Below are 14,638 nucleotides of genomic sequence, written 5' to 3'. Positions count from 1 at the left end.
TGGAGACTCCGTGTTGTTCCGCCGTACCCTGCGCACGTCCGCCGCCGCCCTCGCCCTGCTGCTGCCGTTCGCGGCCGCCTGCGCAGGCAACGCCAAGGCCGACTCCTCGCCCGAATCCGTCACCCTCACCGTCGGCGCCACCGGCTGGAAGACCGAAGAGGCGGTCCTGAAGTTCGCCCGCCTCGACGACACCCCGTACAAGGTGAAGTGGAGCCTGTTCCAGGGCGGCGACCAGCAGCTTCAGGCCATCCGCGCCGGAGCGCTCGACGTCGCCTCCTCCAGCGAGATCCCACCGGTCTTCGCGGCGGCCGACGGCAAGCCGAACTTCAAGGTCGTCGTCGTCCAGCGCGGCTCGACCCTCAACCAGGAGGTCGTCGTCGCCAAGGGCTCCAAGGTGACCGACATCGCCGGCCTGAAGGGCAAGAAGGTCGGCTACGTCCAGAACACCACCGCCCACTACTTCCTCTACGAATTGCTCAAGCGGGCGGGCCTGAAGTGGTCCGACGTCGACGCCAAACCGCTCCTGCCCAACGACGGCCTCGCCGCCCTCAACGGCGGCGGCATCGACGCCTTCGCCTCCTACGGCACCTCGATCATCACCGCCCACCAGCAGGGCGCCCGCACCGTCGGCTCGGGCGCGGACATCCTGTCGGGCAACTTCCTGTGGTCGGCGCGGGACAGCGTGCTGAAGAGCCCCGCGCGGAAGGCGGCGATCGCCGACCTGATCGCGCGGATCACCAAGGCGTACGCCTACGTCCGTGACGGGCATGAGGCCGCCTTCGCCAAGGTGATCTCGGCGAACACGCACCAGCCGGTCGCGCAGGCGCACAGCGACCTGGTGGCCCAGCAGAAGCAGCGGCCCACCCGGGCGCGTGTGGTGGGCGACGACGCGATCGCCTCCCAGCAGCAGGTCGCCGACGCCTTCACCGAACTCGGCGCCCTCAAGGAACACCTTCAGGTGAGGTCGTTCTGGACCACCGCACTCAACGCCGACCTGAAGAAGGCCCTGTGAACGACCGGACCGTCATCGCCCGCATCGCCGAACTGGCCCCCGAACACGACCGGTCCGGCACCTTCCCCGCCGAGTCCCTGCGGATCGCGCACGAGGCCGGGCTGCTCACCGCCACGCTCGGCAAGCAGTACGGCGGCCCGGGTGCCGGCGTCGAGGACAGCGCCCGCATCCTGCACACGCTGGGACAGGGCGACCCGTCGGTGGCGCTGATCGCGGCGATGACGCTGAACACGCACGCCCGGCAGGCCGTGCGGCCGCACTGGCCCGAGGAACTGTACGCGCGTGTGGCCAAGGAGTCGCTGGCGCGGCCCGTTCTCGTCAACCACGCCCGCGTGGAGCCCGAGTTGGGCTCTCCCGCCCGTGGCGGGCTGCCCGCGACGCGGGCCCGGCGGACCGCCGGCGGATGGGCGATCAGCGGCACCAAGCGGTTCGTGACGGGCGCCGACGGGCTGGACTGGTTCCTGGTGTGGGCGAGCACCGACGAGGCGGAGCCGCGCGTGGGCACCTTCCTGGTGCCCGGCGACTCACCGGGCATCGAAGTCACCGGTCGCTGGGACCAGTTGGGACTGCGCGCCAGCGGCAGCCACGACGTGACGTTTCGCGCGGTCGAGGTGCCCTACGAGCACGTCATCGGGATCGGGCCGTACGGACCGGCCGCCGAGCAGGACAACCGATCGGGCGCCGCCCTCCATTTGCCTCTCGCCGCCCTCTACTTGGGCGTTGCCCGGGCCGCACAGACCTTCCTCCACACCTTCGCCCACGCACGCGTCCCCACCAACCTCGGTCACGCGGTCGCCCGTACGGAACGCTTCCGGCGGACCGCCGGGGAGATCGAAGTACTGCTGGCCGCCGCCGAGCAGCTGGTGTTCGACGGGGCGGCGAAGCTGGACGCCGGCGACACCTCGTACACCCCCGAACAGGCCCTGGGCGCCCGTGTCGTGGCGGACCGGCACGGTGTGCGGGCGGTCGAGCTGGCCCTGCGGCTGCTCGGCAATCCGGGGCTGGCCCGGGGCAACCCCCTGGAGCGGCACTTCCGCGACATCCAGTGCGCGCCCGTGCACGCGCCCCAAGAGGACACATCCCTGCTCGCGATCGGAACGAGGGCCCTGAACCCGTGACAGCAGCACCGGAAACGACCGTGTCAGCGCAGTTCCTGGGCCTGCTGGCCCGCGACCTGCCGCCCGACCGGCTGATCACCGACCCGGCCGCGCTGGCCGCGCACGCCACCGACCGCTCGGGCACCCCGTCGAGCGGCGAGCCCCTCGCGCTCGTGCGCGCCGGACGCACCGAGGACGTGACCGTCACCCTGCGGCACGCGCACGCCTTGGGCGTGCCGGTGGTCCCTCGCGGCGCGGGCACCGGGCTGTCGGGCGGGGCGACGGCGGGCGACGGCATGCTCGTGCTGGACCTGTCCCAGATGAACCGCATCCTCGAACTGTCGGCGGAGGATCAGCTCGCCGTCGTCGAACCAGGAGTGATCACAGCCGAGTTGGACCGGGCGGCCGGCGCGCATGGCCTGCGGTACGCGCCCGACCCCGCGAGCGCGGCCCTGTCCACGATCGGGGGGAACATCGCGACCAACGCGGGCGGCCTGCGGTGCGCCAAGTACGGGGTGACGCGGGACAGCGTGCTGGGCCTGGAGGCCGTCCTCGCCGACGGCACGGTCATCGCCACCGGCCGGCGTACCGTCAAGGGCGTCACCGGCTACGACCTCACCGCGCTGCTCACCGGCTCCGAGGGAACCCTCGCCGTGATCACCTCGGCGACGGTGCGGCTGCGGCCGGTCCCGGTGGCGACGGCGACGCTCGCGGCCTGGTTCGACTCGTTCGAGACCGCAGCCGAGGCCTCGTACGCCATCGCCCGGGCCGGGGTCGTACCCGCGCTGGCCGAGCTGGTGGACGGGCCGGTGCTGCAAGCCGTCGATCCGGCCCTGCGGGAGCGCGGCGCGGCCTTGCTGGTCGTGCAGTGCGACGGTGCGGGTGCGGCGGCCGAGGCGGCGGCGATCGCGCGGGTGCTGGCACCGCTGGCCTCGCGGGTGGAGAGCACCGAGGACCCGGAGGAGGCCGAGACGCTGCTGGCCGCACGCCGCCTCGCACTGCCCGCGCTGGAGCGACTGGGCCGTCCGCTGATCGAGGACATCGCGGTGCCGCGCTCCCGGCTGGCGGAGGCCGTGCGGGAGATCCGGGCCGTCTCCGCGCGCCACGGTGTGCCTGTCTTCACCATCGCGCACGCGGCGGACGGCAACCTGCACCCGATCATTGTGGTCGACCCCTCCCTGGACCGACTGCCCGACGCCGCCTGGGAGGCGGCCGGCGAGATCTTCGCACTCGCACTCCGGCTCGGCGGGACACTCACCGGCGAGCACGGAGTGGGACTGCTGAAGCGGCAGTGGCTGGCCGACGAACTGGGCCCCACCGCTCACGCGTTGCAGCGACGCCTCAAGAACACCTTCGACCCCCGGGGCATCCTGAATCCCGGTAAGAGCCTGTGATGCGGTGCGTCGACTTGCGCGGTTCGCCGACCGCCGGCCGGGTCGGACGCACTGCGACTGGCGTACGGCGCGCTGGTGGTCCCGCGTCGTCAGGGACCGGACCAGCCGGCTTCCCACTCCTTGCTGTGCTGTTGTTCCGCGTCCACGTCCACGTCCGCGTCCTCGCTCTCGTCCTCCTCCGGCGCCGGGCGGCCGTCTTCCGCCTGCGTTGGTTCGGTTCCAGCGGGGTCGCCGCCTCCGGGCGTCTCCACCTCGTCGTCCGCCGTGCTGCGCCGGTCCCGCTCGTCCTGGGGACCGGGTTCGGACCGCTCGGTCATGACAGACCCTTTCGCCGAGAGTGATGTCGGGTGACGGGCGAGGAGCAGCAGCCGAGACGAGGAGCAGCGACAGGCCGAGGCTCGCACGCTCCGGCTCGTGTACCCCTTCCACGCCCCACCCCACACGCGGCCGGCCAGGAGGAGCCGAGGCGCGCGGTGTGGAGGAGGCCGGACCTCAGTCCGCCTGAGGCCGTTGACCGAGGATGCTCGCGGTGATCTCGGCCAGCGTCTGGCCGGAGCGGAACGCCTCGGCGCGCAGGAGAGCCAGGGCGTCCTCGGGGGCCACCTGCCGGGCCGCGGCGACGACGTCGACGGCCCGGTGGATGTCGAACCAGTGCGCGCGGACCGTCGCCTCCGGTTCCCACACCGGCGCCTCCCGGCCGGGGAACCACCGGGTGCGGGCCGGCATCAGGGCGGCCGCCAGGGCGTCGACCACCTGCGGCGCCCGCTCCACCGTGTCCGGCCCGAGCGCGCCGGGCCGCACCGCGAGCAGGTCCACCGATCCCAGGACGTAGTCGCCGAAGTACAGCGGGAAGGCGTGTACGGCCGTCACCTGCGGCAGTTGCTCCCGCATGGTCGCGACGAACAGCGGCCAGGCTCCGGCGACGTCGCCCAGGTCGTCGACGATCACCGGCTCTCCGCTCGTCGCGGCGCTGATGCACGGCCCCTCCAGCACGGTGAACTGGATCTCCTCCAGCCGCAGCGCGGTGGCGTCGGAAGCGCTGAGCAGCTGGCGGGCGGGCGTGTCGGTGAGCAGCGACAGTGTGGCCCCGTCCGCTCCCAGCGCCGTCACGAGCGCGGTGCACAGGCGCTGCGGCAGTGCCGCGGGGGGAGCGTCCGCGGCGGCCTGCGTCACAAGGCGTGTCGCCTGGGTCTCGTCAGCCGTCATGGCACGTCCCTCGGGGTATCGGTGCGGCAACCATGCACACGGGTGTTCCCGCCTGCCGTCGTCTGCAACGTCCGACCTTGCGCGTCGACCCTGATGCTTGGCCGCTCATCTGTGACGTCTCCGTATCAGACGCGCGCGGGGTGGCGCTTAGTCATCGCCGCTTTGGGCACTTGGAGATCGTCAGTACAGCTGCCGCGCCGCCCGCCGAGGGCGCCCTGTCCATGACGCGCGGAGTCCGGGCAAGACCTTCAAGGAGTGTCGTGAACGTATGCATCGGGGTGGAGGAGGAGTTCCACATCCTGGAGGTGGAGAGCGGACTACTGGTACCGCGCGCCGACCAGGTGCTGCGCAGGCTTCCCCAGCGGGGCTTCACCGCGGAACTCCACCAGTCCACCGTGGAGTCCAACAGCGGGGTGCACGCCTCGCTGGACAGCCTGTACACCGACCTCTCCCGGACCAGACGGCGGCTGGACGCGGCCGTCTCCTCGCTGGGACTGGCGGTCGTCGCCGCGGGCACCGCACCCCTGGCGCCCGCCTTCTCCGGCCACCCCACCGCCGACGCGCGCTACCGCCACATGGTCGAGGAGTACCGTCAGGTGGCCGACGAGCAGCTCATCTGCGGCGCCCAGATCCACGTGGACGTACCCGACCGCGACACGGCCGTGGGCGTGATGTGCGCGATCTCGCCCTGGCTGCCCGTGCTGCTGGCGCTGAGCGCGAGTTCCCCGTTCTGGCAGGGCTCCGACACCGGCTACGCCAGCTGGCGCACGCTGGTGTGGCAGCGCTGGCCCACCGCGGGCCCGGTGGGCTGCTACGCCGGCGCGGCCGAGTACGACGCCGCCGTCGACGAACTCGTCCGGGCCGGCATCATCAGCGACGCGGGGATGATCTACCACGACGTACGGCCGTCCGCCCACCTGCCCACGCTGGAACTGCGCATCTGCGACGCCTGCCCCCGCGTCGAGACCGTCGTGCTCCTCGCCGGACTGTTCCGTGCCCTGGTGACCGACGCCCGTGAGCGTCGCGCGGCCGGTGCGGTGGTGTGCGACGGCCACCACGAATGGCTGCGCGGGGCCTCCTGGCGCGCCGCGCGATCCGGCCTGGAGGGCACGCTGGTGGACCCCGAGACCAGGCAGGAGGCACCCGCGGCACGCGTCGTGCGCACGCTGCTGTCCCGGCTGCGTCCCGCGCTCGAAGCACACGGCGACTGGTCGACCGTCAACGCGCTGACCAGGCAGGCCCTGGCAGAAGGCAGCGCCGCCCGGCGTATGCGGCGCACGGCCCGGGAAGAGGACCTGCTGGCCTGTGCCGACATGCTGATCGCCGAGACCCGCGGCGAGCGCTGGAACCGCCGGCCGCTGCCGCACGGCCGCGGGAAGTCCCCGTCCTCCGCGACGGGTCCGGCGGGCACTTCGACCACCTCCGGAGCCCCGGAGGCCCTCGCGGGCTGACCCGCGCCACTGCGTTCGACCCTTTTCCGACATCCCAGGGAGGATTCCCCATGCCCAGCGATACCGTCCGGGCCGCGACCGGCAGGCGCGGCCCGGAGATCCCGTACCGGCTCACGGCCGACGAGACCCGGGAGGGAGGTGGCGTGCTGTGTGCGGCCTGAGCGGGGAGATCCGCTTCGACGGCCGGCGGCCCGATCTCGCGGCCGTCGAGCGCATGAGCGACCGGCTCGCCGCCCGCGGACCCGACGGGCACGGGATCTGGAGCCGGGACGCGGTGGCGCTGGGCCACCGGCGACTGAAGATCATCGATCTGTCGGACCTCGGAGCGCAGCCGATGACCGACACCGGCGGCGAGGTCACCGGCGTCTTCAACGGCTGTGTCTACAACTACCGGCAGCTGCGCGACGAGCTGCGCGGCCTCGGCCACCGTTTCGTCTCGACGTCCGACACCGAGGTGGTGCTCAAGGCCTACCGGCAGTGGGGCACCGCGTGTGTCGAACACTTCCACGGCATGTTCGCCTTCGCCCTCGTCGAGCACCGCACCGGTCGCCTCGTACTGGCCCGCGACCGCCTCGGCATCAAGCCCCTGTATCTGGCGCCCGCGCCGGGCCGGCTGCGGTTCGCCTCCTCACTGCCCGCCCTGCTCGCCGCCGGCGACGTCGACACCACCCTCGATCCGGTGGCCGTCCACCAGTACCTGACCTGGCACGCCACGGTCGCGGCGCCGCGCACCGTCCTCAACGGTGTGCGCAAGCTGCCGCCGGCCACCGTGCGGACCGTCGAACCGGACGGCACCCATCACGACCACCGGTACTGGCAGCCGTCGTACACGCGCCGGGCCGAGTACGCGGACATGGGCCCCGACGAGTGGCGGGACGCGGTGCTGGAGGCCCTGCGCACGGCCGTGCGCCGCCGGATGGTCTCCGACGTGCCCGTCGGCGTCCTGCTCTCCGGCGGCCTGGACTCCAGCCTGATCGTGGCGTTGCTGGCCGAGGAGGGGCAGCGGGACCTGAAGACGTTCAGCGTCGGCTTCGAGTCCGAGGGCGGGGAGAAGGGCGACGAGTTCCGGTACTCGGACCTGGTGGCCCGCGAGTTCGGCACCGACCACCGCCGGATGATGGTTCCCTCGCAGCGGGTGTCGACAGCCCTGGACGACACCGTCGCCGCGATGAGCGAACCGATGATCAGCCATGACGTCGTCGCCTTCCACCTGCTGTCCGAGCAGGTCTCCCGCGAGGTGAAGGTGGTGCAGAGCGGGCAGGGCGCGGACGAGGTGTTCGCCGGCTACCACTGGTACCCGCAGCTCGCCGAGGTGGCGCGGGAGGAGGAACCCGACCGGTACGCCGAGGTCTACTTCGACCGCCCGCACGCCGACCTCGCCCGCGTCCTGCAGCCCGGCATGCTGCCCGCGGACGACGTCTCGGGCCGTTTCGTCCGGGAGCACATGGCGGTCCCCGGGGCGCAGACCGCCCTGGACGCCGCGCTGCGGCTGGACACGCACGTAATGCTCGTCGACGACCCGGTGAAGCGGGTCGACAACATGACCATGGCCTGGGGCCTGGAGGCACGCGTGCCCTTCCTCGACCACGAGCTGGTGGAGCTGGCCGCGGCCTGCCCCCCGGAACTGAAACTCGCCGACGACGGCAAGGGCGTACTGAAGGAGGCGGGCCGCAAGCTGCTGCCCAGGGACGTCGTCGACCGGCCCAAGGGGTACTTCCCCGTCCCGGCCATCAGGCAGATGGCGGGCCCCGTCCTGGAGCGGGTGCGCGAGGCGCTTGAGGCGCCCGAGGCCAAGAAGCGCGGGCTGTTCCAGGAGTCGTACGTGGCCGAGCTGCTGGCGGCGCCGGACGAGCACCGGACCAGGCGTGGAGCCAACGCCCTGTGGCAGGTGGCTCTGCTGGAGATATGGCTGCAGACGCACGGAATCCAGTGACCGGCGGGCCGTCCGCACCCACCGCGCCGGGGGCGCCGGGTGTCCCCGGCGCCGCCCCGGTCCAGGTGCAGCTGCCCGAGGCGGCAGGGCCCCGCGACGCCGTCACCCGGCTGCACGCCCACGGCTGCTGGTACCCCTCCGCCGATCCCGACGGCGCCCAGGCGGCCTTCATCTGCGACCGGGGCGGCGTTCCGCAGCTGTGGGCCGGTCCCGTGGACGGCGAGGAAGTCCGGCTGCTGGACGCCTCCCCGGACCCGGTGACCGAGGTGTCCTGGTCACCGGACGGCCGCTGGATCGCCTACACCACGGCACCCGGCGGCGGCGAGCACACCCGGGTGCTGTGCGTACGGCCCGACGGCACCGGCCGGCACATTCTGGCCGGCGCCGACCCGGACACCTCCGCCCACCTCGGCAGCTGGGCGCACGACGGATCGGGCGTCGCGGTCACCCTCGCGGCACCAGCCGCCCGCGGCAACGGCGGCCCGCCCCACGCGGCGCTCCTGGGCGCGGCCACGGACGGCGTCGGGTCCGTGACGGCCGGGCACGGCACATCGGCCGGCCCCCTCGCTTCACCCACCGCCCGGGCCGGTGGCGGACTGTCGGCCTACCTGGTCGATCCCGACGGCCTGATGTCCCCCGTGCTGCTGGCCACGGAGACGAACGCCGCCACCTTGCGTGTGTGCGACCTCAGCCCCGACGGCTCCCTGGCACTGCTGCTGCGTGGACCGCGCGGACGCAGGGAGGCGGTCGTCCGGCGCCTGGACGACGCGACGACGACCGCCACCGTGCCGGTCGCCGACGGTGATCCGTGGATCGGCCGGTTCTCTCCCGACGGGCGCACGCTGTGGCTGCGCAGCGACGCCGACCGCGAGCACGCGGCGCTGTTCGCCCTCGTCCTCGACGCCGACGGCACGCCCTGCGGGCGGGCCGTGGTGGCCGAACGCGACGGCAGCGATCTGGAACTGCTGTCCCTGGCCCACGACGGCCGCACGGCCGTGCTGACGTGGAACGTCCAAGGCGTCAGCGAACTCGAAACGGTCGAGACCTTCTCCGCGCGCCCCGTCCCGGACACCACCGGGCCGGCACGGCCCGTCCCCCTGCCGCACGAGGTCGTCACCCGGGTCGCCGCCGCGGGACCGGGGCGACTGCTGCTCGCGCTGTCCGGCTCCCTGCGCCGCCCCGGAGTGTGGTGGGCCCACGAGGGGATCTCCCTGCTGCGCACGCCGTGGACCGCCCGTGACGAGGACACCGTCCCGCCCGGCCGCCCAGCCGTGCGCCCCGTCCTCCTGCGGCCGGTGGCGCGCGACGGTCTGCGCCTGAGCGGCTGGTACCACCGGGCGCCGGGACGCGCCCCGGGCGAACCGGCACCGTGTGTCATCCACCTGCACGGCGGTCCCGAGGAGCAGGAACGCCCCGTGTTCAACCCGCTCTACCACGAGCTGCTCGGCCGCGGCCTGGACGTCTTCGCCCCCGACGTCCGCGGTTCCTCGGGGCACGGCAGGTCGTACGTCGACGCCGACCTGGGCGAGGGCCGCTTCGCCGCCCTCGACGACGTCGCGGACTGCGCGGGCCACCTCGTCACGGCCGGCCTGGCCGACCCCACCCGGCTGGCGGTCATGGGACGCTCCTACGGCGGCTATCTGACCTTCGCCTCGCTCGTGTGGCACCCGGACCTGTTCCGCACCGGCGTCGCCGTCTGCGGCATGTCCGACTTCCTGACCTTCTTCGCGGGCACGGAGCCCTGGATCGCGGAGTCGGCCGCCCACAAGTACGGCCATCCCGAGCGCGACCGCGCCCTGCTGCGCGCCCTGTCGCCGATGAGCCGCGTCGACGCCCTGCGGGTGCCGCTGCTGGCCGTCCACGGCGAACACGACACCAACGTCCCGCCGGGGGAGTCCGAACAGTTCGTGCGGGCCGCGCGGGAACGTGGCATCCCCGCCGAGCTCCTCGTCCTGCGCGACGAGGGCCACGAGTTCCTGCGCGCGGACAACCGGCGACTGTTCCGCCGGGCCGCGGGGGACTGGCTGCAACGGCATCTCGGGGAGACGTGAACCACCGAGCGGTCACAGCCGGTCCCCGGTGACCAGTGCCGGAAGCAGCCGTTACCGCACCTCCGGTACGGCCCGTACGGCCCCCGCGGTCGCGGTGATCCGCGCGCGCTGCCCGTGGCGGCAGTGCACGAGACGTTCGGTGAGCCCGGCCGACTCCACCTCGGCGAGGAACGCGTCCAGTGGGGACCGCAGCACCGTGTAGTCGTGGTAGTGCACGGGAAGGATCAGCCGCGGATCGAGGCGCCGGGCCAGCTCTGCCCCCTGCGCGCCGTCCATGGTGACCACGAACCCGCCGGGCAGACGGGTGCCGCCCAGGTGCAGTACGGCCAGGTCGGCGGCCGGGAAACGGCGGGCGATCTCGTCCAGGCCGTCGTACACCAGGGTGTCGCCGGAGACGTACAGCCGCAGCCGGGGCGGGCGGCCCACGGGGCCGAACTCCAGCATGCTGCCCATCACCGGGGGCAGCAGACCGCGCAGTACGCGGTGTCCGGCGTGCCGTCCCGGCAGCGCGGTCACCCGGACCTGCGCGTCGCCGTGCCGGAGGGTGAGCCCCCGCCAGGTCCGCAGGCCCGCCGTACACCGGAAACCCTGCAGGACCCGCAGCCGGCGCGCGGCGTGCGGCGTGGTCAGCACCGGCACCGTGTGGTCCAGGTGCCTGCGGGCGTGGCGGTCCCAGTGGTCGCCGTGCAGATGCGACAGGACGACGCCGTCCAGGCGGGGCAGGTCGCGGACGTCCAGGGCCGGTTCCGTCAGACGGCGGCTGAGAAGTCCGTATCCGAGGTGGGCGTACTGCCCCCGGTGCAGGAAGTTGGGATCGGTGAGCAGGGTCAGGTCGCCGTAGCGCAGCAGTACGGTCGCGTTGCCGATGAAGTGCAGATCTACGGCGTCGTCAGCGGGATCGTCCATGCTCTCCTCCGGAGCCGCGTGCCGTGAGCAGTTCCTGGTCGGCGATCGCGGCCAGGGACAGCGTTCTGTATCCCATGGAGTCGAACAGCACGGTGATGCGGTCGCCCTCCTCGCTCATCACCGTTCCGTCGCCCCACTCCCTGTGCCGGACCTGGGCGCCCGCCGGATAGGACGCGGCCGCCGGGTGCGCCGACGGGGTCTCCTCCGCGTCCCCCACCCCGTCGACGACCGTGTCCTCGGCGGACGTGGCGGGTCCGCACCCGTCGCCGTTGCCGCACGGCGCCTCGTACGGCTCACCGAAGTAACCGAGCAGGAAACGCCGGCGGCAGCCCGTCGCCTCGGCGTACCCCAGCACCATCTCCAGCCTGGACTGCTCCAGCCGGCCGCGTGCGCGGGCCTCCTCCGCCGCGCGGGCGGTGGCGTCCTGGGCCGTGACGCCGCAAACGGGGTGTACCCGTCCGCCGGAGTCGGTGCGCACGGCTGCCGCCAGTTCCAGGAGGTTGACCGCCGCCGTCACCCTTCGGTGCGTCAGCTCCGTCCGCTCGGCGAGGTCCTCCAGCGAGAGGGGGCCCTCGTGCGCGTGGATGCGTTCCGCGACCCGGCCGAGGGTCGCCTCGTCGGGGGTGCGCGTGGCGAACAGGTGCTGCACGCCTTGTCCTCGGGCCGGTAGTGCAGGACGGCGACCGCGGGCGCGCCGTCACGGCCGGCCCGCCCGATCTCCTGGTAGTAGGCGTCCAGCGAGCCGGGTACGGACGCGTGGAGCACGAACCGTACGTCCTCCTTGTCGATGCCCATGCCGAAGGCGGAGGTGGCGACCACGACGTCGGTCTCGCCGGCCAGGAAGGCGTCGTGCACCCGGGACCGCTCACCGGCCGCCAGACCGGCGTGGTAGGCGGTGGCCGCCAGGCCCAGCTCGGCGAGGTCGGCCGCGTAGTCCTCGGCGTCCCGGCGGGTGGCGGTGTAGACGATGCCCGGCTTGGCCTCCGCGGCGGCCCGCTCCACCACGGCCCGGCGCTTGTCCGCGTCCTGCTGGAAGCGCCGCACCTCCAAGGCGATGTTCGGCCGGTCGAACCCGGCCACGACCACAGCCGGACCGTCCATGCCCAGCCGCTGCACGATCTCCTCGCGCACGGGTGGCGCGGCCGTGGCCGTCAGGGCGAGGACCGCGGGCCTGCCCAGCCGCCCGATCACCTGGGCCAGGCGCAGGTAGTCCGGACGGAAGTCGTGGCCCCAGGCGGAGACGCACTGGGCCTCGTCGACGACGAATAGGGACGGCTCGGTCGAGGTCAGCCGCTCGACCACCTCGTCCTTCGTCAGCTGCTCGGGCGAGAGGAACAGGAACTCGGCGTCCCCGTGCCGCACCGCCTCCCAGGCGGCCTTCGTCTCTCCGGCCGACTGGGCGGAATTGACGGCGACGGCGTCCGGGGCGCGCCGGTGGCCGAGCAGGCCGGCGATCTGGTCCCGCTGGAGCGCGATGAGCGGGGAGACCACGACGGTGGGCCCGGGCAGCAGCAGCCCGGCCACCTGGTACACGGCCGACTTCCCGGCCCCGGTCGGCATGACCGCCAGGGCGTCACGCCCGCGCACGACCGCCTCCATGGCGGTGAGCTGGCCCGGCCGCAGCTCGGGCCAGCCGAACACCTCGGCAGCCGTCCGCCGCAGCCGGTCCGGCACGCCGGGCTCTCTTCCGTCGGGTCCGTCGGGCATGCCCACCTCTTGTCCTCGACACCGCTGCCTCCGCGGGAGCGCGGAGGGGGTGGTGCCCGACTACCCGGTAGGGCCGATCTCAAGGACGCGGGTTCCCGCGCTGCCACCGTGGGCGGGCGTCACCGGCCAGAGGCGGCACACTTCGCGTGTCGGTCGGGATGCGGGGCGGTGAGGTGGGCGTGAGGCTGATGTCATGTCGAAGCGCCGAGTTGTCGCCCGCCGGTGATTCGGGGCGGGTCGCCGCAACAGCGTGCCTCGACGATCGGGCGTCCGGCACGGCCTGCACAGGACGGAGGTGTGGAGACGCTGAGCGCGCGCAAAGGCCGCCAGGACGGCGCGGGGGACGATGTGGAAGCCGTCCTCGACGAGCTGTACACCACGCCGCCGTCCGACTTCGTCGCCCGGCGCGAGACGCTCGCTGCTGCCGCGAGGACAGCCGGGCGCCCGGACGATGCCCGCACGATCCACGCCGCGCGTCGCCCCACCCTCGCGGCCTGGGCGGCGAACCTGCTGCTGCGCTCCCAGCCCGAGGAGAGCCGGCAGTTCCTGCACCTGGGACGGGCGCTGCGCGAGGCCTATCAGACCTTGGACGCCGAGGGACTCAAGGAACTGTCCGCGCAGCGGCGCCGTGTCGTAGCGGCCCTGTCGCAGCAGGGCGCCCAGCTCGCCGGTGAGGCCGGGCACCGGCTGTCGCCGCCGGTGCGGCAGGACCTCGAAGCGACCCTGCGCGCCGTGCTCACCGATGAGGACGCGGCCCGGCAGTGGGAGGGCGGGCGCCTGGTCGACGCCCTCACCCCGCCGACGGACTTTTCCCCCGCTACCGCACCGGCGGTCGAAGGGCCGGGCACCCGGGGCCGCCGGGCGCCGGCGAAGGCGGTGCGGGCCGAGGACGAACTCGCCGAGCGGCGTCGCGCCCGTCAGGAGCAACTGGCCCGGGCGCGGGATGCGGCCGAGGCGGCCGAACAGCGCCTGGGTGAAGAGCGGGCACGGCGGGCGGAGGCCGATGCCGCACTGCACGGGGCACGCGAGCGCACGGAGCAGGCACGCCGGCGGGTGTCCGCCGTAGAGGAGCAACTGGCGCAGGCCCGCGCGGAGTGCCGGCAGGCCGAGAGCGACCAGCACCAAGCCGAGGAGCACAGCCGGTCCGCAGCCGACGCCGTGTCCCGGGCCGAGCGGGAGGCACGCGAGAAGACCCAGCAGCTGCGCCGCGTGAGCAGGGGCACGACATAGCCGCCAGGGGCTCAACGCCCCGCAGGATCAACAGACCTGACCAGGCACTACGCCACCGCCCGCGTCAGCTGATGGGCTCGCTGTCGTGGCTGCCGGCCGGGCACCACCACACCGCCTGTCCCGAGACGAGTTTCGGATGGGTGCCTGTGCGATGGTCCGGGCAGAGGGGCCAGACCGTGCGGTGGCGGTCGGCGAGGTGGGTCTGGATGGCCTCGGCGACATCGACGTAGACCTTCGGCGGCTCGGCGGCCCAGATGGGCGAGCCCGCGAAGGACGCCAGGCCGACCGGGAACTCGTCCGAGGGTTCCTCGATCTCGAAGTGGAGTGGGATCTCGATGCCCGTGCGGGCGTGGGCCGTGGCGGCGACGCGCGCGAAGGCCTCCTTGATGTCCTGCACGCGGTGGGCGAACGCCAGTTGGGCGAAGGCGTCCGCCGGAAGGCCGCCGTTCGTTTCGAAGATCTGCCGCACCCATGCGGGCGGGTCGGCGGGGTCGGGGAAGTCCAGCGCGTCGTACAGGTGGTGCAGCCAGTCGTGGAAGGACTGGTCGTATCGGTCCTCGGCGGAGTGTGCGTTCACAGGTGGCGGTGTCCTCGTCGTGACGGCCGTGACGGCCGTGACGGTCGTATGGCGGGGGGTGGTGCGGACAGGCG

At 73.3% G+C, this 14,638-nt stretch carries 11 protein-coding genes and 1 pseudogene; 7 read left to right on the top strand and 5 right to left on the bottom strand.

What is annotated here, in order from left to right; all coding sequences use genetic code 11:
- Positions 1–10 precede the first annotated feature (10 nt).
- The 3 genes from ACYF6T_RS33360 to ACYF6T_RS33350 are packed head-to-tail and all read left to right on the top strand — an operon-like array spanning position 11 to position 3,503.
- A complete protein-coding gene (locus ACYF6T_RS33360; protein ID WP_461701197.1) occupies positions 11–1,012 on the top strand; it encodes an ABC transporter substrate-binding protein in 1,002 nt (333 codons plus the stop codon).
- Positions 1,009–2,130 (top strand): acyl-CoA dehydrogenase family protein, encoded by a 1,122-nt coding sequence (locus tag ACYF6T_RS33355; protein ID WP_461701195.1) that lies wholly within the window; start codon positions 1,009–1,011, stop codon positions 2,128–2,130. Before ACYF6T_RS33360 ends, ACYF6T_RS33355 begins: the two co-directional genes overlap by 4 nt.
- A 20-nt stretch (positions 2,131–2,150) precedes the next feature.
- Positions 2,151–3,503 carry an FAD-binding oxidoreductase gene (locus ACYF6T_RS33350; RefSeq protein ID WP_461701193.1) on the top strand — a complete coding sequence of 451 codons (1,353 nt, stop codon included), beginning with the start codon at positions 2,151–2,153 and terminating at the stop codon, positions 3,501–3,503.
- Between the two features lie 89 nt (positions 3,504–3,592).
- On the opposite strand, the gene ACYF6T_RS33345 is transcribed toward ACYF6T_RS33350, so the two are convergent.
- Positions 3,593–3,820: a hypothetical protein gene (locus ACYF6T_RS33345; protein ID WP_461701192.1), complete on the bottom strand. Its 228-nt coding sequence runs from the start codon at positions 3,818–3,820 to the stop codon at positions 3,593–3,595.
- A gap of 175 nt (positions 3,821–3,995) precedes the next feature.
- Positions 3,996–4,709, bottom strand: a complete 714-nt coding sequence (locus tag ACYF6T_RS33340; protein ID WP_461701191.1) for a GAF and ANTAR domain-containing protein — start codon at positions 4,707–4,709, stop codon at positions 3,996–3,998.
- A 221-nt stretch (positions 4,710–4,930) separates the two neighbouring features.
- On the opposite strand from ACYF6T_RS33340, the gene ACYF6T_RS33335 reads away from it, so the two are divergent.
- The 3 genes from ACYF6T_RS33335 to ACYF6T_RS33325 all read left to right on the top strand — a co-directional run bounded on the left by ACYF6T_RS33335 (position 4,931) and on the right by ACYF6T_RS33325 (position 10,144).
- A complete protein-coding gene (locus ACYF6T_RS33335) occupies positions 4,931–6,160 on the top strand; it encodes a carboxylate-amine ligase (RefSeq protein ID WP_461701190.1) in 1,230 nt (409 codons plus the stop codon).
- Positions 6,161–6,308: 148 nt separating this feature from the next.
- Positions 6,309–8,093 (top strand): N-acetylglutaminylglutamine amidotransferase, encoded by a 1,785-nt coding sequence (locus ACYF6T_RS33330; protein WP_461701188.1) that lies wholly within the window; start codon positions 6,309–6,311, stop codon positions 8,091–8,093.
- Positions 8,066–10,144, top strand: coding sequence for a S9 family peptidase (locus ACYF6T_RS33325; protein ID WP_461701187.1), 2,079 nt, complete (start codon positions 8,066–8,068; stop codon positions 10,142–10,144). The genes ACYF6T_RS33330 and ACYF6T_RS33325 overlap by 28 nt, the downstream gene beginning before the upstream one ends.
- A 51-nt stretch (positions 10,145–10,195) precedes the next feature.
- Here ACYF6T_RS33325 and ACYF6T_RS33320 read toward each other — a convergent pair whose 3' ends face one another.
- Together ACYF6T_RS33320 and ACYF6T_RS33315 are read right to left on the bottom strand one after the other, a co-directional pair.
- The gene (locus ACYF6T_RS33320; RefSeq protein ID WP_461701186.1) at positions 10,196–11,050 is read right to left on the bottom strand and encodes an MBL fold metallo-hydrolase; all 855 of its coding nucleotides are present in this window, start codon (positions 11,048–11,050) and stop codon (positions 10,196–10,198) included.
- Positions 11,034–12,757: pseudogene (locus ACYF6T_RS33315) on the bottom strand (RecQ family ATP-dependent DNA helicase). The gene ACYF6T_RS33320 and the pseudogene ACYF6T_RS33315 overlap by 17 nt, the downstream one beginning before the upstream one ends.
- 297 nt (positions 12,758–13,054) lie before the next feature.
- Between ACYF6T_RS33315 and ACYF6T_RS33310 the strand changes: the two are divergent.
- Positions 13,055–13,987, top strand: a complete 933-nt coding sequence (locus tag ACYF6T_RS33310; RefSeq protein WP_461701185.1) for a hypothetical protein — start codon at positions 13,055–13,057, stop codon at positions 13,985–13,987.
- A 64-nt stretch (positions 13,988–14,051) separates the two neighbouring features.
- Here the strand turns inward: ACYF6T_RS33310 and ACYF6T_RS33305 are convergent, their stop codons facing one another.
- Positions 14,052–14,564 carry a hypothetical protein gene (locus tag ACYF6T_RS33305; RefSeq protein WP_461701184.1) on the bottom strand — a complete coding sequence of 171 codons (513 nt, stop codon included), beginning with the start codon at positions 14,562–14,564 and terminating at the stop codon, positions 14,052–14,054.
- Positions 14,565–14,638 lie beyond the last annotated feature (74 nt).

The sequence above is a fragment of the Streptomyces sp. 7R007 genome (genome assembly GCF_054850255.1).
The sequence above is the reverse complement of the archived record's forward strand: the minus strand, read 5'-3'. Positions and strand labels throughout refer to the sequence as shown.